This is a genomic window from Pseudomonas sp. B329 (assembly GCF_023127835.1).
Classification (GTDB): domain Bacteria; phylum Pseudomonadota; class Gammaproteobacteria; order Pseudomonadales; family Pseudomonadaceae; genus Aquipseudomonas; species Aquipseudomonas synxantha_A.
In genome coordinates, this window is record NZ_SPKP01000003.1 from 1 (window position 1) to 18553 (window position 18553).

Annotated in this window: 17 protein-coding genes; 9 read left to right on the forward strand and 8 right to left on the reverse strand. The window is 60.7% G+C overall.

Annotated features, from left to right (window positions below):
- Positions 1 to 148 precede the first annotated feature (148 nt).
- On the reverse strand, positions 149 to 613 hold the full coding sequence (locus E4P00_RS00550; RefSeq protein WP_032877347.1) for a CopD family protein: 465 nt from the start codon (positions 611 to 613) through the stop codon (positions 149 to 151).
- A gap of 99 nt (positions 614 to 712) precedes the next feature.
- Here E4P00_RS00550 and dinG point away from each other — a divergent pair, with 99 nt between their 5' ends.
- The 6 genes from dinG (at position 713) to E4P00_RS00580 (ending at position 9163) form a co-directional block, all read left to right on the forward strand.
- On the forward strand, positions 713 to 2857 hold the full coding sequence (dinG, locus tag E4P00_RS00555) for an ATP-dependent DNA helicase DinG (RefSeq protein ID WP_005785803.1): 2145 nt from the start codon (positions 713 to 715) through the stop codon (positions 2855 to 2857).
- Positions 2858 to 2945: 88 nt separating this feature from the next.
- Positions 2946 to 5243, forward strand: coding sequence for a beta-galactosidase (locus E4P00_RS00560; protein WP_103733461.1), 2298 nt, complete (start codon positions 2946 to 2948; stop codon positions 5241 to 5243).
- Positions 5244 to 5325: 82 nt separating this feature from the next.
- The gene (locus E4P00_RS00565; RefSeq protein ID WP_248130486.1) at positions 5326 to 6471 is read left to right on the forward strand and encodes a serine hydrolase domain-containing protein; all 1146 of its coding nucleotides are present in this window, start codon (positions 5326 to 5328) and stop codon (positions 6469 to 6471) included.
- Between the two features lie 142 nt (positions 6472 to 6613).
- Entirely contained in the window at positions 6614 to 7759 is a 1146-nt protein-coding gene (locus tag E4P00_RS00570) for an OmpA family protein (protein ID WP_005785808.1), read from the forward strand.
- A 27-nt stretch (positions 7760 to 7786) separates the two neighbouring features.
- On the forward strand, positions 7787 to 8434 hold the full coding sequence (gene pdxH, locus E4P00_RS00575) for a pyridoxamine 5'-phosphate oxidase (protein WP_032877344.1): 648 nt from the start codon (positions 7787 to 7789) through the stop codon (positions 8432 to 8434).
- 264 nt (positions 8435 to 8698) lie between these two features.
- A complete protein-coding gene (locus E4P00_RS00580) occupies positions 8699 to 9163 on the forward strand; it encodes a glycine zipper 2TM domain-containing protein (protein ID WP_003189251.1) in 465 nt (154 codons plus the stop codon).
- 75 nt (positions 9164 to 9238) lie between these two features.
- Here E4P00_RS00580 and nhaA read toward each other — a convergent pair whose 3' ends face one another.
- Positions 9239 to 10414: a Na+/H+ antiporter NhaA gene (gene nhaA, locus E4P00_RS00585; protein WP_005785813.1), complete on the reverse strand. Its 1176-nt coding sequence runs from the start codon at positions 10412 to 10414 to the stop codon at positions 9239 to 9241.
- A gap of 215 nt (positions 10415 to 10629) precedes the next feature.
- On the opposite strand from nhaA, the gene E4P00_RS00590 reads away from it, so the two are divergent.
- Entirely contained in the window at positions 10630 to 11724 is a 1095-nt protein-coding gene (locus tag E4P00_RS00590; protein WP_032877343.1) for a PLP-dependent cysteine synthase family protein, read from the forward strand.
- A 122-nt stretch (positions 11725 to 11846) separates the two neighbouring features.
- On the opposite strand, the gene E4P00_RS00595 is transcribed toward E4P00_RS00590, so the two are convergent.
- Both E4P00_RS00595 and E4P00_RS00600 read right to left on the reverse strand, forming a co-directional pair.
- Entirely contained in the window at positions 11847 to 13460 is a 1614-nt protein-coding gene (locus E4P00_RS00595) for an NAD(P)/FAD-dependent oxidoreductase (RefSeq protein WP_223017679.1), read from the reverse strand.
- A 106-nt stretch (positions 13461 to 13566) separates the two neighbouring features.
- Positions 13567 to 14238: a hypothetical protein gene (locus E4P00_RS00600; protein WP_005785817.1), complete on the reverse strand. Its 672-nt coding sequence runs from the start codon at positions 14236 to 14238 to the stop codon at positions 13567 to 13569.
- 135 nt (positions 14239 to 14373) lie between these two features.
- Between E4P00_RS00600 and E4P00_RS00605 the strand changes: the two genes are divergently transcribed.
- On the forward strand, positions 14374 to 14763 hold the full coding sequence (locus tag E4P00_RS00605) for a hypothetical protein (RefSeq protein WP_248130487.1): 390 nt from the start codon (positions 14374 to 14376) through the stop codon (positions 14761 to 14763).
- Between the two features lie 33 nt (positions 14764 to 14796).
- On the opposite strand, the gene E4P00_RS00610 is transcribed toward E4P00_RS00605, so the two are convergent.
- Positions 14797 to 15396 (reverse strand): short chain dehydrogenase, encoded by a 600-nt coding sequence (locus E4P00_RS00610; RefSeq protein WP_078820490.1) that lies wholly within the window; start codon positions 15394 to 15396, stop codon positions 14797 to 14799.
- Between the two features lie 105 nt (positions 15397 to 15501).
- Here E4P00_RS00610 and E4P00_RS00615 point away from each other — a divergent pair, with 105 nt between their 5' ends.
- Positions 15502 to 16410, forward strand: coding sequence for a LysR family transcriptional regulator (locus E4P00_RS00615; protein ID WP_032877339.1), 909 nt, complete (start codon positions 15502 to 15504; stop codon positions 16408 to 16410).
- Here the strand turns inward: E4P00_RS00615 and E4P00_RS00620 are convergent.
- From E4P00_RS00620 to E4P00_RS00630, 3 genes are read right to left on the reverse strand one after another with little or no spacing between them, the layout of a single operon-like run.
- Positions 16407 to 16892: a DoxX family protein gene (locus tag E4P00_RS00620; protein WP_248130488.1), complete on the reverse strand. Its 486-nt coding sequence runs from the start codon at positions 16890 to 16892 to the stop codon at positions 16407 to 16409. The two genes, E4P00_RS00615 and E4P00_RS00620, sit on opposite strands and share 4 nt — an antisense overlap.
- Positions 16889 to 17665 (reverse strand): DNA-binding domain-containing protein, encoded by a 777-nt coding sequence (locus E4P00_RS00625; protein ID WP_248130489.1) that lies wholly within the window; start codon positions 17663 to 17665, stop codon positions 16889 to 16891. The genes E4P00_RS00620 and E4P00_RS00625 overlap by 4 nt, the downstream gene beginning before the upstream one ends.
- Positions 17662 to 18540, reverse strand: coding sequence for a DUF692 domain-containing protein (locus E4P00_RS00630; RefSeq protein WP_148852407.1), 879 nt, complete (start codon positions 18538 to 18540; stop codon positions 17662 to 17664). Before E4P00_RS00630 ends, E4P00_RS00625 begins: the two co-directional genes overlap by 4 nt.
- Positions 18541 to 18553 lie beyond the last annotated feature (13 nt).

Here is an 18553-nt window from a genome sequence, read left to right on the forward strand (position 1 = left end):
ATTCCGGCCAGCGTGGTTTGACGGGGCGCTTAAGATCAAAAGCAGATCAAGAGCAAGAGCGGCTCGCTTCGCATCGTGGTTACCGTTGGGTACGGCGAACTGCAGTTGTGTAGATATCCACACCCCGATGGCAGTGCAAGCCTCGCCTTCAAAACATCGGCCGGGCCGAAGCAATCGCCACCACCACCAACCCCACAATCAAATTAACCCCCACCAACTTGCGAATCTGCCCCAACGCAGCCGCGCCCGCCGGCCAATCCTCAGCCGCCACCGCGGCCTTCAGTTCAGGAAACTTCAACGCCTGGATGCGGATAAACAGCGCGGTCATCACCAGATACAACCCCATCATCACCTGCACATAGCGCGGCGCGGTTTCAAAACCGTTGAAGCGCAGTTGCAGCAAACCAACGCCGCTGATCGGCAAAATCACGACCGCGACCCACACCCACACAAAAAAACGTTGAAACACATTTGCCCACAACTTGAGCCGGGCAGGGCCCTCAAGGGCCGCCATGGCGGCGGGTCGCAGGATCATCCAGGCGAAAAACATACCGCCGACCCAAATCAGGGCGGCCAGTACATGCAGGGTGTAAGCGAGGCTAAACGCGGTCATTGTGGTACTCCGTTCTGCGCGGGATTAATTAGCGGGGTATGATAGCGGCCGATCCGAACCACTGAAAATTTATCCAGCGTTTTTTGCGCCCGACTATCCATGATCAGCACTGAACTCAAAACCACGATCCAGGGCGCCTATTCGCGTTTTCTCGAAGCCAAGAGCTTGAAACCGCGCTACGGCCAACGCCTGATGATCGCCGAAGTGGCGAAAGTCCTCGGGGATATCGACACCGATGACGAAGGTCGCCGCGAGGGCGAACCTGCGGTTGTGGCCGTCGAGGCCGGCACCGGTACTGGCAAGACTGTGGCCTACAGCCTGGCCGCGATCCCCACCGCCAAGGCCGCCGGCAAGCGCCTGGTAATCGCCACCGCCACCGTCGCCCTGCAAGAGCAGATTGTCTACAAAGACTTGCCCGACCTGATGCGCAACAGCGGCTTGAGCTTTACCTTCGCCCTGGCCAAGGGCCGTGGCCGCTACATGTGCCTGTCCAAGCTCGACGTGTTGCTGCAGGAAGGCCATGCGCAAACCGCCACCGCGTCGCTGTTCGAAGAAGAAGGCTTCAAGATCGAGGTCGACGAGGCCAGCCAGAAGCTGTTTACCAGCATGATCGAGAAACTGGCCGGCAACAAATGGGACGGCGACCGCGACAGCTGGCCCACCGCCCTGGAAGACTCCGACTGGGCGCGCCTGACCACCGACCACAGCCAGTGCACCAATCGCCATTGCCCCAATTTCGGCCAGTGCGCTTTCTACAAGGCCCGCGAAGGCATGGGCAAGGTGGATGTCATCGTCACCAACCACGACATGGTGCTGGCCGACCTGGCACTGGGCGGCGGCGCGGTGCTGCCCGATCCACGCGACACGCTTTATGTGTTCGACGAAGGTCACCACCTGCCGGACAAAGCCATCGGCCACTTCGCCCATTACACGCGCCTGCGTTCCACTGCCGACTGGCTGGAAACCACTGCCAAGAACCTCACCAAGTTGCTGGCCCAGCATCCGCTGCCCGGCGACCTGGGCAAGCTGATCGAACAGGTGCCGGAACTGGCGCGGGAGATCAAGACCCAACAGCAATTCATGTTCAGCGCCTGCGAACAGGTGGCCGACTTCAAACCCGGCGAAGATGTCGAGGGCCGTGAGCGCCCGCGCCACCGTTTTGTCGGCGGCATGATCCCCGAGCACATGCGCGAAATGGGCATCGAGCTGAAGAAAGGCTTTTCACGCCTGACCGACTTGTTCACCCGCCTTACGGATTTGCTCAAGGAAGGCATGGACGGCGAGGTCAATATCGGCATTGCCAGCAACCAGGCCGAGGAATGGTACCCGCTGTTCGGCAGCCTGTTGTCCCGCTCACAGGGCAACTGGGAGCTGTGGACCGCGTTCACCGTGGAAGATCCGGAAGACAACCCGCCCATGGCCCGTTGGCTTACCCTGTCGGAAAGCGGTGCGCTGTTTGATATCGAGGTCAACGCCAGCCCGATCCTCGCCGCTGAAATGCTGCGTCGCAACCTGTGGAACGTGGCCTACGGCTGCCTGGTGACGTCGGCCACGCTGACCGCCCTGGGCACCTTTGATCGCTTCCGTATGCGCGCCGGTTTGCCGAAAAAGGCCGTTACCGCTGTGGTACCGAGCCCGTTTCATCATGCCGATGCCGGTGTGCTGCGCGTACCGGACCTCAAGGCTGACCCTCGGGATGCGGCGGCCCACACGGCGGCGATCATTCGCGATCTGCCGTCACTGGTGGAAGGTTCGCGCGGCACCCTGGTGCTGTTCTCGTCGCGCAAACAGATGCAGGACGTGTTCGATGGCCTCGATCGCGACTGGCGCAAACAGGTGTTTATCCAGGGCAACCTGTCCAAGCAGGAAACCCTGAACAAGCACAAGGCGCGGGTCGACGGCGGTGATTCCAGCGTATTGTTCGGCCTGGCAAGTTTTGCCGAGGGCGTGGACTTGCCTGGCGCTTATTGCGAACACGTGGTGATCGCCAAGATCCCGTTCTCGGTGCCCGATGATCCGGTCGAGGCCGCACTGGCCGAATGGATCGAAGCCCGTGGCGGCAACCCGTTCATGGAAATCTCGGTGCCGGATGCCTCATTGAAGCTGGTGCAGGCCTGCGGGCGCTTGCTGCGCACCGAGCAAGACCGCGGCACCATCACCTTGCTTGACCGCCGCCTGGTCACCCAACGCTATGGCAAAGCTATCCTCAATGCGTTGCCGCCGTTCAGGCGCGAAATTTCTTAAACCCCCGTGGGCGAATTCGCCCACTTTGTGGTCTATCTCATCACTATCACCAGGCCATTCACCGGCCGTTTGGGAGAACCTTGTTCGTATGATTCGCACGCTGCCCGCTCTTTTTGCCTTGCTGTTCGCTGCGCCGTTGATGGCCGCGCCTGCCGGGCAACAAACGCTGTTCAACTTCGTCCGGCCTGCCGATGTGGTCAAGGTGGCGACTCAGGACGCCAGCCTGCCCCAATACAACGCCGAACAAACTCCCGAAGGCGAGGTGCTGCGCCGTATCACCTTCAACCCGGCGGCCGAGCCAAGCCTGGTGCTCAGCCCGCAATCCGGTGTGTGGGACTGGTCGCAATCGAGCGCCATGAGCCTGCGTATCCAGAGCGCGATGAACTGGGCACTGACCCTCTACGTCAAGGTGCAGAGCGCCGACGGCAAGACCCTGGTCAGCCGCATCGACCTGCCGGCCGGGCCTGCGCAGACCCTGCTGGTACCATTGCAAGCCAACTCGCCACTGAGCCAGGGCATGAAGGCTGGCCCGCCGATGCCGATGACCGTGGATGGTCAGCGCGTATTGCTGGCCGGCAGTGCCGGCGAAATCGACCGCAGCCAGGTAGTGTCGGTGACCCTGTCGATGATCAAGCCCAATGCCGCCCAAAGCATCCTGCTGGAGCGCTTTGGCGTGCAGGACAGCGAGCCGGTAACGAAGGCCGCCTACAGCGAATTGGTCGATGCTTTTGGCCAGTCCACCCGGGCGCGCTGGCCGGAAAAGGTCAGCAGCGACGAGCAGCTCAAGGCGTCGGCCGCCAAAGAGCAGCAGCAGCTCAAAACCTGGTTGGCTGAGCGAGACAAATCCTCCCTGGACCAATACGGCGGCTGGAACAAAGGCCCGGCGTTCGATTCCAGCGGCTTTTTCCGCACAGAGAAGCGCGACGGCCGCTGGTATCTGGTGACGCCTGAAGGTCATCCGTTCTATTCACTGGGGGTCAACACCGTGGCTGCGGACAACAGCCAGACCTACGTGGCAGGGCGTGAGTGGATGTTCGCGGCGTTGCCCAAGGCCGGCGAACCCTTCGACAAGTATTACGGCAGCAGCGATAACCGCACCGGCAACGGTGCCGGCGAAGGTCGCGGCTTTGGTTCGGGGCGTTGGTATGACTTTTATGGCGCCAACCTGCAGCGCACTTACGGCGGCGAGGGTTTGGACCAGAAGCGCTGGGTGACGCACACCCTGGACCGTCTGCAAGCCTGGGGTTTCAATACCGTGGGCAACTGGAGCGACGAGGACCTGGCCACTGCCGACCGCGTGCCTTATACCCTGCCGCTGTCGATTGTGGGTGACTACGCGAGCATCAGCACCGGCACCGACTGGTGGGGCGGTATGCCCGATCCGTTCGATCCACGTTTCGCGATGGCCACCGAACGCGCCGTGGCCATCGCCGCTCGTGATCACCGCGACGATCCGTGGTTGATCGGCTTTTTTGCCGACAACGAACTGGCCTGGGCCGGTCCTGGCGACGATGCAAAATCCCGCTACGCCTTGGCTTACGGCACCCTGCGCATGACCACCGATGTTCCGGCCAAGCGCGCTTTCCTCAAGCAGCTGCGTGACAAATATCGCAACGAAGAAGGTCTGTCCAAAGCCTGGGGCATTCAACTGGCGGGTTGGGAACTGATGGAAGACCCAGGCTTCGAACCACCGATGCCCAGCCCTGAACACCCGGAAATCGAAGCTGACTTCAAGTACTTCCAGAAGACCTTCGCCGACGCTTACTTCAAGACCATTTCCGACTCGCTGAAGTGGCACGCGCCGAATCAACTGTTGCTGGGCGGCCGTTTTGCCGTGAGCACCCCGGAAGCAGTGGCGTCGTGCGCTCAGTATTGCGATGTGTTGAGCTTCAACATGTACACCCTAAAACCCCAGGACGGTTATGACTTCGCCGCCCTGCGTGCGCTGGACAAACCGGTGCTGATCACCGAATTCAACTTCGGCTCGGCCGACCGTGGCCCGTTCTGGGGCGGCGTGACGCAATTGGCCCGCGAAGAAGATCGCGGTACGGCGTACGCCACGTTCCTCAAGCAGGCCATGGCCGAGCCGTCGATTGTTGGCGTGCACTGGTTCCAGTACCTGGACCAGCCGGTCACCGGGCGTCTGCTGGATGGCGAAAATGGCCATTTCGGCCTTGTCGGCATCACCGATGTACCTTTCCAGGGCTTCGTTGACAGTGTGCGCAAGAGCAACCTGGCGGCGGTCGACCAGTTGGGCCGTGAGGCGCAAAAAGCCAAGGCGACCCGCACGGCGCGTGAAAGTGAAGGCGCCAGGCAGGGGCAGGGCGGCAAAGGCGCAGGGCAGGGCGCTGGACATGCCGGTGGGCACTCCGGCAACGGTCATTGATTCGTCGTTGACGGGTTCACAAAACCCACAATGGCTGAAAGAATGGCGGCCACTTTTCATGGTGCTTTGCGAGGGGAATCAGGTGCAGATTCAGGGTCATTACGAGCTGCAGTTCGAAGCGGTACGCGAAGCCTTTGCCGCATTGTTCGATGATCCCCAGGAGCGTGGTGCCGGGCTGTGCATCCAGGTAGGCGGGCAAACCGTCGTCGATCTGTGGGCCGGTACTGCCGACAAGGACGGAGCCGAAGCCTGGCACAGCGATACCATCGTCAACCTGTTCTCCTGCACCAAGACCTTCACGGCTGTCACTGCCTTGCAACTGGTGGCCGAGGGCAAGCTCAAGCTTGATGCACCGGTGGCTGACTACTGGCCGGAATTCGCGGCGGCGGGCAAGGAGGCGATCACATTGCGCCAGTTGCTCTGCCACCAGGCCGGGCTGCCGGCCATCCACGAAATGCTGCCTACCGAAGCCCTGTATGACTGGCAACTGATGGTCGACACCCTGGCGGCCGAGGCGCCGTGGTGGACACCAGGCGAGGGTCATGGCTACGAGGCGATTACCTACGGCTGGCTGGTCGGCGAACTGTTGCGCCGCGCCGATGGGCGCGGGCCGGGTGAGTCGATCGTGGCACGGGTCGCACGGCCGCTGGGGCTGGACTTCCACGTTGGCCTGGCGGATGCAGAGTTTTATCGGGTGGCCCATATAGCGCGCAGCAAGGGCAATATGGGGGATGAGGCCGCGCAACGGTTACTTCAAGTAATGATGCGCGAACCGGCGGCGATGACCACACGGGCATTTGCCAATCCACCGTCTATTCTGACCAGTACTAATAAGCCCGAATGGCGACGCATGCAGCAGCCCGCGGCAAATGGTCACGGTAATGCGCGCAGCCTGGCCGGGTTTTATAGCGGTTTGTTGGACGGTAGTTTGCTGGAAAGCGACATGCTCGAACAATTGACCCGTGAACACAGTATTGGGCCGGATAAAACCTTATTGACCCAAACCCGTTTCGGCCTGGGCTGCATGTTGGATCAACCGCAGCTGCCCAATGCCACGTTCGGCCTCGGGCCACGTGCTTTCGGGCATCCCGGCGCAGGGGGCTCAGTGGGTTTTGCCGACCCTGAACATGATGTAGCGTTCGGTTTTGTGACTAATACCCTGGGCCCTTACGTACTTATGGACCCGCGTGCGCAGAAGTTGGTCGGAATATTGGCCGGTTGTCTATAAACCCCTTGCTGTTTCACAATTTTTTGTTACAAAGGCAAGTATAAAAAGATGCTGAACGACATGTTGTAACTTGAATGTTCTTTAAGCGTCTGTTTAACGGGTCATCAGGCCCCCTGGTTTTTTCTCATTTTGTGGATATCTCATGTTATCGAACAAGTCCTTGGCACTGGCGCTGTGCCTCACTATTACAGGTTGCGCACAAACTCCACAAAATGATGCCGAAGGTGGGCATTGGTGGTCATTTGGATCGGACAAGGCTGCGACCAAGGACGCAGTGACCCAAACCGACGCCAAGCCGGATGCCAAACCAGCTGCTGGCGCCAAGCCTGTTGAACCTGTCGCCGCTGCTGCTGCACCTGCTTCGCCCGCCAAGGCTGATACCGGCTACAGCTGGTGGCCGTTCTCCACCAAGAGTGCCGAAGAAAAAGCCGCCGATGCCAAGGCCGACCTGAAAGCCGACCTGAAGGCCGCAACCCCGACTTCCGACGCGGCACCTGTCGTCGCCAAGACCGACGCCGAACCCCGCTGGTGGTGGCCGTTCGAAAGCAAGCCAAAGCCGTTGGCCAAGGTCGACGTGACCAATGTGCCAATGCCTGACCCGAAAATCACCCAAGCCTGGCTGGACGACTACGAGCCACGCCTGCGCGAGGCCATCAAGGGCAGTTCGCTGCAACTGGAGCGTCGCGACAACGTGCTGGTCGTGATTGCCCCGGTAGACGGTTCCTACAACCCGAAGCGTCCGGCGATGCTGCTGCCGGTGACTTTGGGCCCGTTCACTCGTGTGGCCAAGGCCGTTGAGGCTGATCCCAAGACCGCCGTACTGGTTCTGGGCCACGTCGATGCCACCGGCAGCGCTCCTGCGAGCCAGGCGTTGAGCAAGGAGCGTGCGCAGTCGATTGCTTCGATCTTCAGCCTCAGTGGTTTGAAGCAGGACCGCTTGATGCTGCGTGGCATGGGCGACCTTATGCCGCGTGCCGCCAACGACAGCAACCAGGGGCGTGCGCTGAATCGTCGCATGGAAATCATGTTCACTCAGCGTACAACGATGCTTGCACTGCTGAGCCAGTACAATTCGGGCAAGACGCCACCGGTTGCTGAAATGGTTGCCGTGCAGAATGCTCCAGCCCCGGCACCAGCGGCAAAAGCACCAGCCAAGAAGGCTCCGGCCAAGAAAGCGGCCGCCAAGCCAGCGGCTAAAAAGGCCGCGGCCAAACCTGCTGCGAAGAAGCCGGCTGCAACCAAAGCCAAGGCTGCTGCACCCGCTTCGAACGACCAGGCGAAAAACTGAGCCGTTGAACCATAAGGATAAAGCCGCATGACCCAGGCACTGGCTGATATGCGCCGTGACTACACACGGGACGGTTTGAGCGAGGCCCAGGCCCCCGGCGAGCCGTTTGCGTTGTTCCACCAATGGTTTGGCGACGCGGTGAAAACCGAACAGCCGCCGGTGGAGGCCAATGCCATGACCCTGGCGACGGTCGACCAGGACGGTCGCCCGCACTGTCGCATCCTGTTGCTCAAGGGCCTGGATGCACAGGGCTTTACCTTCTTCACCAACTACCAGAGCGCCAAGGGTGAGCAACTTGCGGCGCGGCCGTTTGCGGCCATGACGTTCTTCTGGCCGACCCTGGAACGCCAGGTGCGTATTGAAGGGCGCGTGGTCAAGGTCACCCCTGAAGAGTCGGATGCCTATTACCAGGTGCGCCCGTTGGGCAGCCGCCTCGGCGCCTGGGCATCCCCGCAGAGCAGGGTCATTCGTGACCGTGAAGAGCTGCACGATCTGCTCAAGGCCACCGAACAGCGTTTCAGCGATACCCAGCCCGATTGCCCCGAGCATTGGGGTGGGTACCGTTTGCTGCCCGAGCGCATCGAGTTCTGGCAGGGCCGCGCCAGCCGCCTGCATGATCGTCTCAACTATCGTGTACAAGACGCTCAATGGATCCGCGAGCGTCTGGCGCCCTGAGCGTCACCTTTCGTCATTGCGCCTGAATCATGCCCATTGCGCCGACGTCTCTATTCAGGAGACTTCGGCGCTTTTGATTGTGCGGCTACAATGATCAAGCAGCTGATGGCACCGTTGCGCCCCCCAGCCAGGCTACCGTTCGTCGTGTTTTCTGGTGCTGGCAGTCTGTACTCAGGCTGAATGAAAGCAATTTTCTGCCCGGCTTGCCGTGACAGGCGCCAAGCCACAGCGTTTAATGAATACCTGTCCTTTGGAGTTGATGCTATGCGTAAGTCCGTTTTACTAGTTGCCTGCTTTACCACCCTGTCATTGCTGTTGGGTGGCTGCGCCTCGAGTCTGACCGGCGACTCGTACTCCCGTGATGAGGCGCGTCGCGTTCAGACCGTGCGCATGGGTACCATCGAATCCCTGCGTCCGGTGAAAATCGAAGGCACCAAGACCCCAATCGGCGGCGCTGCTGGCGCAGTCATCGGTGGTGTTGGCGGCAGCGCCATCGGTGGCGGCCGTGGCAGCATCGTCACCGCTGTAATCGGCGCGGTCGCGGGCGGCCTGCTGGGCTCGGCCACCGAAGAAGGCCTGACCCGCACCCAGGGCGTGGAAATCACCGTGCGCGAAGACGACGGCAGCATGCGCGCCTACGTACAAGCCGTGCAGGAAAATGAAATCTTCCGCATCGGTGACCGCGTACGCATCATGACCGTTGACGGTACCAGCCGCGTTACTCGCTAAGCGGTAAGTAATCGGGCAAAGAAAACCCCAACCGGGTGACCGGTTGGGGTTTTTTTATGCTGCTTTCCCAGGGGCTCAGGCTTTTTTGCGACTCGCCATCGCCGTCACCGCATACCCGATAAAGGCTGCCAGGATCGATCCGGTCAGAATCCCCATGCGGTCTTCACCGGCAAACTCGCTGGCACCCGGCACAAACGCCAGGGAGCCGACAAACAGGCTCATGGTGAAGCCGATACCGCACAGAACAGCCACGCCAAGAACCTGACCCCAGTTGGCGCCGCTGGGCAGGGACGCGATACCAGTCTTGATCGCCAGCCAAGTGAGGCCGAACACACCGATGGTCTTGCCGATCAACAGGCCGGCGGCGATGCCCATGGGCACGGAGTGGGTGAAGCTCTCCAGACTCACGCCGGTGAGGGAAACCCCGGCATTGGCGAACGCGAACAACGGCAGGATGGCGTAGGCCACCCACGGGTGGAGGGCGTGCTCCAGGGTCAGCAGCGGTGAGGTTTCGGCATTCCGGGTGCGCAGTGGAATGCAGAATGCCAGGGTCACACCGGCCAGTGTGGCATGCACACCGCTCTTGAGTACGCACACCCACAGGATCAGGCCGATGATCAGGTAAGGCCCAAGCTTGATCACGCCCAGGCGATTCATCGCAATCAAGGCAATCAAGCAAGCCCCCGCGCCCGCCAGGGACGCGCCGGACAAGTCAGCGGAATAGAACAGCGCGATGACGATGATGGCGCCGAGGTCATCAATGATTGCCAGGGTCATCAGGAACAACTTCAGCGACACCGGTACGCGCTTGCCCAGCAGTGCCAGCACGCCCAGAGCGAACGCGATATCCGTGGCCATCGGGATCGCCCAGCCGGCGAGGGCGGCCGGGTTGTCCTTGTTCAGCGCCCAGTAGATCAGCGCCGGCACCACCATGCCGCCGATGGCCGCTGCGCCGGGCAGCACAACCTGGGAAGGCTTGGAGAGGTGACCATCGAGCAGTTCGCGTTTGACCTCCAGGCCGATCAGCAGGAAAAACAGAGCCATCAGGCCGTCGTTGATCCACAGCAGTGCCGGCTTGGCGATTTTCAACGCGCCGACCTGGGCAACCACAGGTGTATCGAGAAACGCGTTGTACAGGTGCGACAACGGTGAGTTGTTGATGATCAGCGCCAAAGCGGCAGCGGCGATCAACAACAGACCACTGGCGGCTTCCAGCTGGAAGAAACGAGTAAAAGTGCTACGCAGAGGCAAGGGATGCTCTCCATTTGAGGTTCAATAGGTGGGTACCCTAACCCGTACAGTTAGTTGTTAAAACAAAAGTTATATTCTTATTTGTTATAAGAGATGAGTCGGGTTGTAGATGCGTAAAAGACTAGCAGTTGTGTGTCAAATTGAGTCGGTACTGTATCTGTGTGAGGTGTACGAAACATCTTAAGATTCAGGCTGAAAACCTTAGAGAGTCCACCATGAGCGACCACCGTACCTGGGCCCGCGAAGCCATTCGCATCATTGAAGCGGACTTCCAGCGGAGCGCCGACACCCACCTGATCCCGTTGCCGTTACCAGGGTTGCCCGGCATCGAGTTGTACTTCAAGGACGAGTCCAGCCACCCCACAGGCAGCCTGAAACACCGGCTGGCTCGCTCGCTGTTTTTGTACGCGCTGTGCAATGGCTGGCTCAAGCCGGGCGCCCCGGTGATCGAAGCGTCCAGCGGCTCCACAGCCATCTCTGAAGCCTACTTCGCTCGCCTGTTGGGGTTGCCGTTCATTGCCGTCATGCCGGCCACCACCTCCCAGGAAAAGATCGCCCAGATCGCCTTCTACGGTGGCAAGAGCCATCTGGTTCAGGACCCGACGCAGATCTACGCCGAATCCGAACGCCTGGCCCAGGAAAGTGGTGGTCACTTCATGGACCAGTTCACCTACGCCGAGCGTGCTACCGACTGGCGCGCAAACAACAACATTGCCGAATCGATCTTCCAGCAGATGCGCTTCGAGCAGCACCCGGAGCCCAGTTGGTTGATTTCCAGCCCCGGCACTGGCGGCACCACCGCGACACTGGGCCGCTACGTACGTTATCGCCAGCATTGCACCCGCGTGCTGTGTGCCGATGCCGAGCGCTCGGTGTTTTTCGACTTCTACCAGAGCGGCGACGCCAGCCTGCGCCTGGAGTGTGGTTCGCGAATCGAAGGGATTGGTCGCCCGCGTGTCGAGGCGTCGTTTCTGCCGGCGGTGATTGATGCGATGGTCAAGGTGCCAGACGCCTTGTCATTGGCGGCGATGCATTACCTGGCTGGGCGTTTGGGACGACGGGTCGGCGGTTCCAGCGGGACCAACCTGATCGGCGCGTTGGTAGCAGCGCACCAGATGAAAGCGGCGGGAGAATCGGGCTCGATCGTAGCGATCTTGTGTGATGGCGGCGAGCGTTATGCCACGACCTATTACGATCAGGCGTGGTTGGCGGGGCAGGGGTATGAGTTGGAGAGCTTGATCGCGGCGGTGGCTGCGAGTGTCGAGCAGGGCGAGTCGCTGCCCGAAACGATCCTGCGCGCCAATATCTGACCCGGCGCAAATCAAAATGTGGGAGGGGGCTTGCTCCCGATTGCGGTGTGTCAGTCAAAAATACTGTGACTGAACCACTGCTATCGGGAGCAAGCCCCCTCCCACTTTGTATTGCGCTGTGCTCAGGCCTCGATGCCGAGCATATCCCGCGCCAACGCCTCGGCAATCCGAATCCCGTCAACACCCGCCGACAGAATCCCGCCGGCATAACCGGCGCCTTCCCCGGCTGGGAACAGGCCTTTTACATTCAGGCTCTGCATCGACTCATCGCGGGTTATGCGCAGCGGTGATGATGTGCGGGTCTCGATCCCCGTCAACACCGCATCGTGCAGCGAATAACCTTTGATCTGCTTCTCGAACGCCGGCAAGGCTTCGCGGATGGCTTCGATGGCGAAGTCCGGCAAGGCCAGGGCCAGGTCGCCCATTGACACGCCGGGCTTGTAGGACGGCTCCACACTGCCGATGGCAGTGGACGGTTTGCCGGCGATAAAGTCCCCCACCAGTTGCGCCGGTGCCTCGTAGTTGCTGCCGCCGAGGATATAGGCGTGGGACTCCAGGCGCTCCTGCAATTCGATACCGGCCAGCGGGCCGCCCGGGTAATCCACCTCGGGGGTGATGCCGACCACGATGCCGGAGTTGGCGTTGCGTTCATTACGCGAATACTGACTCATGCCGTTTGTCACGACGCGGTTCGGTTCTGAGGTCGCAGCCACCACGGTACCGCCAGGGCACATGCAGAAACTGTAGACCGAGCGACCATTCTTGGCGTGGTGCACCAGCTTGTAGTCCGCTGCGCCCAGTTTCGGATGGCCTGCGTATTTGCCCAGGCGTGCGGCGTCGATCAGCGACTGCGGGTGTTCGATACGGAAGCCCACCGAGAACGGCTTGGCCTCCATGTACACGCCGCGATCATGGAGCATACGGAAGGTGTCACGGGCGCTGTGGCCCAGGGCAAGAATCACGTGCCTGGAAAGGATCTGCTCGCCGCCGTCGATGACCACGCCGTTCAACTGCCCGTCTTCGATCAACACATCAGTGACCCGTTGTTCAAAGCGCACTTCACCGCCCAGGGCGATGATTTGCTCGCGCATGTTCTCTACCACGCCGGTCAGGCGGAAAGTGCCGATATGCGGCTTGCTGACATAGAGGATCTCTTGCGGTGCACCGGCCTTGACGAACTCGTGCAGCACTTTGCGGCCGTGGAATTTCGGGTCCTTGATCTGGCTGTACAGCTTGCCGTCGGAGAAGGTCCCGGCACCGCCTTCACCGAACTGCACGTTGGACTCGGGGTTGAGCACGCTTTTACGCCACAGGCCCCAGGTGTCCTTGGTGCGTTGGCGCACTTCTTTGCCGCGTTCGAGGATGATCGGCTTGAAGCCCATCTGCGCCAGCAGCAGCCCGGCGAAGATCCCGCAGGGGCCAAAACCCACCACGATCGGCCGTTCAACCAAGCCTGCCGGCGCCTGGCCCACGACCTTGTAGCTGACATCCGGCGCGGGATTGACGTTGCGGTCATCGGCAAACTTGAGCAGCAGGGCGGCTTCGCCCTTGACGTTCAGGTCGACGGTGTAGATGAAGCACAGCTCCGACGACTTTTTACGGGCGTCGTAGCTGCGTTTGAACAGGGTGAAATCGAGCAGGTCATCACTGGCGATGCCCAGGCGCTGCACGATGGCAGGCCGCAGGTCTTCTTCGGGATGGTCGATGGGCAGCTTGAGTTCGGTGATTCGTAACATGACAGGATCCGGTAGGCGGCGGGCAAGGAGGCCGGCTGTTTTGCAAACCGGCGATTATAAGCCCCAAAGGTGGTTTTCCGTCAGGTTAAAACAGCCCAAGGCACAATCAGTCGTCCCGGGAGCCGCCAAACGCCGCGCAGCCACGCTGCACCTGGCCGTTCACCCGCAACTCGGCGCTCATGTGTTGCAGGCTGCCGCTCACGCTGTCGACGCAGCGCTGGGGCGCCACCCACAGTTCGATGTGCTGGTTATTGGCTTCGGTCATCAGGTTGAAGCGCCCATCGCCCAGTTGTTCTTCGACGTAGGGCACCGCCAGCGGTGGCTGGCCTTCGCGTTCCAGCACCATGCCCTTGGCTGTGACATTCATTGCCCAGGCCGGCTTATGGCCGTTGGCGCGCAGGATCATGCGCTTGAAGTCCGGATCGTCGCAGGCTGAGGTCGAGCGCTCTACGCGATAGAGTTGTTGCAGGTCGAGCGAACCCTGGGTGCCGCTGGCAACCCCGGAAAACTTGCCGCGCAGGTCGGCAAACAACGCGCCTTGCTGGCCGGCCAGGGACGCGGCTTCCTGCAGGATGCTGGTGCCGCCGGTGTCGTTGACCACATAGTTGCGTTTGTCGCCGCACGGTTGGAACAACAATTTGCCCTCCACAGCGGTCAACTCACCCTGCATACGGGTCAGCCCGGCAGTAGACGGTTTGGCCGGCTCGCTCTCGAACATCTGGCAAGCGGTGAACAGGGGCAGCAGGGCAAGCAGTGCAAGAGTACGAGCGGCGCGCATTGATCGGGTCTCCAAAACAAGTGCCGCCACGTTACGCAGCCTCGCGTCGCACCACAAGTCTGTAAACAGCTCGAAACCAATACCTGCGGCATACGTCAGCCTTTAAGCCTTTACTGATGCAAGGACGGGAGCGGTATGCAAGGGTTGATGACTTTGCCTGGGAGCGTTGCGATGACAAATAAATGGAGCGCATATGGACTGCTGTTTGCCAGCGTTTCGGTGTTTGCTGATGACGCCGCGAGGTTGGAGTATTGGTCGGCTAATGACTTCACCGAGATCTCGCTTGAACTCAAGAGTATCCACAATCTGAATGCAGATACCGTACCGGCCAGTATTACGTTAAGTGAAGAGGCCAAGGCGCGTACCACAGCTATTACCACGCTGACCTACGGAAAGCAGGTGACGCTTTATATTGATGGGCGCCGTTTATACACCAGCAACGTTCGAGGGATTATGGGGGGGAACTTCAGAGTAGCCGTGCCCAAAGACATGGCTGCGGAATGGGCAACTCGGTACCTGCACTAAAGGTGGCAGGTACCGAGAACCTTCTTTGGCAGGTCAGCCCACGATAAAGGTCTGCCCTGTCTGCAAGCCCTCGACACTCTTCGAGTAGGCCAACGCCACATCTGCACCAGGCACCGGTTTGTACCCACGAAAGTATGGAGCGTAGCTGCCCATGGCTTCCAGCAGCACTGTCGGGCTCACCGAATTGACACGCAAGCCCCGTGGCAACTCGATCGCCGCGGCTTTGACAAAGGCATCCAGCGCGCCGTTGACCAGCGCGGCCGAGGCACCGGTACGGATCGGGTCGCGGTTGAGAATGCCGCTGGTGAACGTAAACGAGGCACCGTCATTGGCGTATTCGCGTCCGATCAGCAGCAGGTTGACCTGGCCCATCAGCTTGTCACGCAGGCCCAGTTCGAAATCGCTGTCGCTCATCTCTCCCAGTGCCACGAAGTTCACACTGCCTGCGGCGCAGATCAGAGCGTCGAACTTGCCGGTCTGCTCGAACAGCCTGCGTATCGAGGCGCTATCGCTGATGTCCACCTGGAAGTCGCCGCTGGTACGGCCGATGCTGATCACTTCGTGGCGTTGCGCCAACTCTGCCTTGACCGCTGAACCTATGGTGCCGCTGGCACCAATCAATAGGATTTTCATCGTGCTGTTCCTCCAGGGGGTTAACTGAAGGTCCAGTCTAGTGTGGCTTTTCAGGCGAATAAACGCGCTAATAGGCAACCTTTGGTTTTCAAATGGAAACAATCCATGAGCGAAATGGATGATCTGGCAGCCTTTGCTGTGCTGATCGAAGCGGGCAGTTTCACCGTGGCGGCCGAACAGCTGGGCTGCAGCAAAGGGCAGTTGTCCAAGCGCATCAGCCAGTTGGAAGCGCAGTTTGCCGTGGTGCTGTTGCACCGCACCACCCGCAAGCTCAGCCTCACCGCGGCCGGCGCGGCGTTGCTGCCCCAGGCACAAGCGCTGGTGGTACAGGTAGAACGCGCGCGGCAGGCGTTGGCGCGGCTCAAGGATGATTTGGCCGGCCCTGTGCGTATGACCGTTCCGGTGTCGCTGGGCGAAACCTTCTTCGATGGCTTGTTGCTGGAGTTTTCCCGGCAATATCCGCAGGTGCAGATCGAGCTGGAGCTTAACAACAGCTACCGAGACTTGGCGCGCGATGGCTTTGACTTGGGCGTGCGCGCGGCTGCCATCGAAAATGAACGCCTGGTCGCCAAGCCTTTACTGGCCTGGCACGAGGTGACCTGCGCCAGCCCGGCGTATCTGGAGCAGCATGGCGAACCGCTGACCCCGGCGGACCTGTCGACGCACAGCTGCTTGCTCAACAGTCACTACAGCGGTCGTGAGGAGTGGTTGTATCACCAGCAGCATGAATTACTGCGAGTGCGGGTGAGCGGCACGTTTGCCTCCAACCATTACAACCTGCTGAAAAAAGCCGCCCTGGTGGGCGCCGGTATCGCCCGCCTGCCGTCCTACGTGTTGCCGACGGAGTTGGCCGATGGGCGATTGCGCTGGATCCTGCGCGACTATCAGACACGCCGAATGCCGATGTACCTGGTCCATCCCTACCAGGGTGGCCTGCCGAGACGCACCCAGGTGCTGGCCGATTACCTGGTGGATTGGTTCCGACGCAGCGGCGAGGCGCTGGATCGGCTTTAACGCAAGCGACGGGCAATCAGGTGGTCGATGGACAAGCAGCCCGGCCCCTTGGCGAGCAACAGCAACAACAGCGCGAGCCAGGTGCCGTGCGTGGGGTAGGCGTCAGGGTAGACGAACAACTGAATGGTCAAGGTCATGCCGATCAGGGCCAGGGCCGAGAAGCGTGTGGCAAACCCCAGCAGGATCAATACCGGGAAAAAGTGCTCGGCAAAGGTTGCCAGGTACGCGGCCACCTCCGGCGGCACCAGGGGCAACTGATATTCGCTGCGAAACAACCAGAGTGTCGAGGCGGCGAGCTTGGGTTCACCGACTTGGAATGTGCCGCTGATCACGTCAATGGCAAAGCCTTCGACCTTGGTCTGCCCGGATTTCCAGAACACTGCGGCAATGGAGAAGCGCGCAATAAACGCGATCAGGCTGTAGGGGATTTTTTCAAACAGTGCGACGGTTCGCTTTATCAGGCACGGATCGGGAGTGTTCATGGCGATACCTTGGGTGGCAGATGCAAATGAGTAATGGCGTCGTGGCTGATCAGCAGCGTGAGACATTGGTGCAAGTCGAATTCGGCTGAGGCTTCAAGGGCGTCAGCGATGGCCAACTCCAGCCCGGCGCCTTGGTTGAGGCGGTTGATAAACGTCACCGAGCCGCTGTCGATGGCGAACACCTTGACCGCCAACCCGTGGCGCAGGACCAGCGCGCCTTGGGCGTACCATGGGTTCAAGGTGGCGATAACCCCGTCGGTCTGGTGCGCAGCCCAAACCGACACGATCGCGTAGGGAGATTCCAATGTTTCGAGGGATGGATGCAGTCGCACCCGCAATTGCCCCAGCTGCGCGCAGCCTTGCAGTTGTTGGAGCACGCTGTGCTGATCCAGTGCCTGGCGATCCGCCGCGTGATAAGCCCGAACCCGCAGGCGCTCCAGCCGAGCGATATCTGCCAGGTATGGCACGCTTGAGGACGGTTCGAAGCGCTGGATAAACGCTGCCAACGTGCTGCCGTATTCGCTGATCAAAGGGCTGGTGGGCGGGTGAGCCTGGACATACAGGCTGGCCATGGCGTGGAAAAACTCATCGCCAACCAGTTGCCGCGTCACCGGATAGGCGGCGACGAGCGCATTTATCAACGCGCTGTGGACATTATTGCGATACACCGCGAAGCGACTCGCCGGGTCGGCCCCGTTGCTGCTGAACACCTCCTCGGGGCAGGTTGCGTCCGGCGTCAGCAGCGCGTGGGCGAATGCCTGTTGAAGGCTCATCGGGCCACCTGCGACAAATAGCTTTCAGCCTGCCGGGCTTCGGCCTGCAATACGCTGAAGGGCGGCACCTGGTTATCCCGCTCGATCAACGTAGCTACCGGACCGGTCCGCGCCAGCACGTGCTCGTACAGTTGCCACACGGCGTTATCGATAGGCGCGCCGTGGTCATCGATCAGCAGGCGGTCGCCCAGGCTGTCTGTGTCTTCGGCAAAGCCGGCCAGATGAATCTCCCCCACTGCGTGCAAGGGCAGGGCGTCGATGTAGGCCGATGGATCGCGCTGGTGATTGATGCAGGATACGTAGACGTTGTTGACGTCGAGCAGCAGGCCGCAACCGGTACGGCGGATGACCTCGCTGATGAAGTCGGTTTCATCCAGGGTAGAGCGCTGGAACTGCAGGTAGGTCGAGGGATTCTCCAGCAGCATCGGCCGCTTGAGTGTGCTCTGCACCTGGTCAACATGTGCGCACACTCGGCTCAGGGTGGTGGCGTCGTAAGCCAGCGGCAGCAAGTCGTTGAGAAACACCGGGCCGTGGCTGGACCAGGCCAGGTGTTCGGAAAAAGACTGGGGTTGATAGCGCTCGATCAACGTCGCCAAGCGTGCCAGGTGTTCGCGATCCAGGGCACCTTCGCCGCCGATGGACAGGCCCACGCCGTGCAACGACAGCGGGTACTGCTCGCGGATCAATCCCAGGTAGTGATGAAACGGGCCGCCGGCCACCATGTAGTTTTCGGCGTGTACTTCAAAAAAACCGATATCGGGGCCGGTCTCAAGCACTTGGGTAAAGTGCTCGGTCTTCAACCCCAGCCCGGCCCGCAAGGGCAGGCCGGGCACCTGAGTCGGTGAGACCGTGTAAGGGGATGTAGGCGTCATCATCAGTACTCAGGCT

Excerpts from the sequence above, each read along its gene's own strand:
- E4P00_RS00630 (WP_148852407.1), bottom strand. The coding sequence starts at position 18,540 with ATGATGACGCCTACATCCCCTTACACGGTCTCACCGACTCAGGTGCCC.
- E4P00_RS00590 (WP_032877343.1), top strand. The coding sequence starts at position 10,630 with ATGAGCGACCACCGTACCTGGGCCCGCGAAGCCATTCGCATCATTGAA.
- pdxH (WP_032877344.1), top strand. The coding sequence starts at position 7,787 with ATGACCCAGGCACTGGCTGATATGCGCCGTGACTACACACGGGACGGT.
- E4P00_RS00580 (WP_003189251.1), top strand. The coding sequence starts at position 8,699 with ATGCGTAAGTCCGTTTTACTAGTTGCCTGCTTTACCACCCTGTCATTG.
- E4P00_RS00625 (WP_248130489.1), bottom strand. The coding sequence starts at position 17,665 with ATGAGCCTTCAACAGGCATTCGCCCACGCGCTGCTGACGCCGGACGCA.
- dinG (WP_005785803.1), top strand. The coding sequence starts at position 713 with ATGATCAGCACTGAACTCAAAACCACGATCCAGGGCGCCTATTCGCGT.
- E4P00_RS00605 (WP_248130487.1), top strand. The coding sequence starts at position 14,374 with ATGCAAGGGTTGATGACTTTGCCTGGGAGCGTTGCGATGACAAATAAA.
- E4P00_RS00615 (WP_032877339.1), top strand. The coding sequence starts at position 15,502 with ATGAGCGAAATGGATGATCTGGCAGCCTTTGCTGTGCTGATCGAAGCG.
- E4P00_RS00610 (WP_078820490.1), bottom strand. The coding sequence starts at position 15,396 with ATGAAAATCCTATTGATTGGTGCCAGCGGCACCATAGGTTCAGCGGTC.
- E4P00_RS00600 (WP_005785817.1), bottom strand. The coding sequence starts at position 14,238 with ATGCGCGCCGCTCGTACTCTTGCACTGCTTGCCCTGCTGCCCCTGTTC.
- E4P00_RS00560 (WP_103733461.1), top strand. The coding sequence starts at position 2,946 with ATGATTCGCACGCTGCCCGCTCTTTTTGCCTTGCTGTTCGCTGCGCCG.
- E4P00_RS00570 (WP_005785808.1), top strand. The coding sequence starts at position 6,614 with ATGTTATCGAACAAGTCCTTGGCACTGGCGCTGTGCCTCACTATTACA.
- E4P00_RS00620 (WP_248130488.1), bottom strand. The coding sequence starts at position 16,892 with ATGAACACTCCCGATCCGTGCCTGATAAAGCGAACCGTCGCACTGTTT.
- E4P00_RS00550 (WP_032877347.1), bottom strand. The coding sequence starts at position 613 with ATGACCGCGTTTAGCCTCGCTTACACCCTGCATGTACTGGCCGCCCTG.
- E4P00_RS00595 (WP_223017679.1), bottom strand. The coding sequence starts at position 13,460 with ATGTTACGAATCACCGAACTCAAGCTGCCCATCGACCATCCCGAAGAA.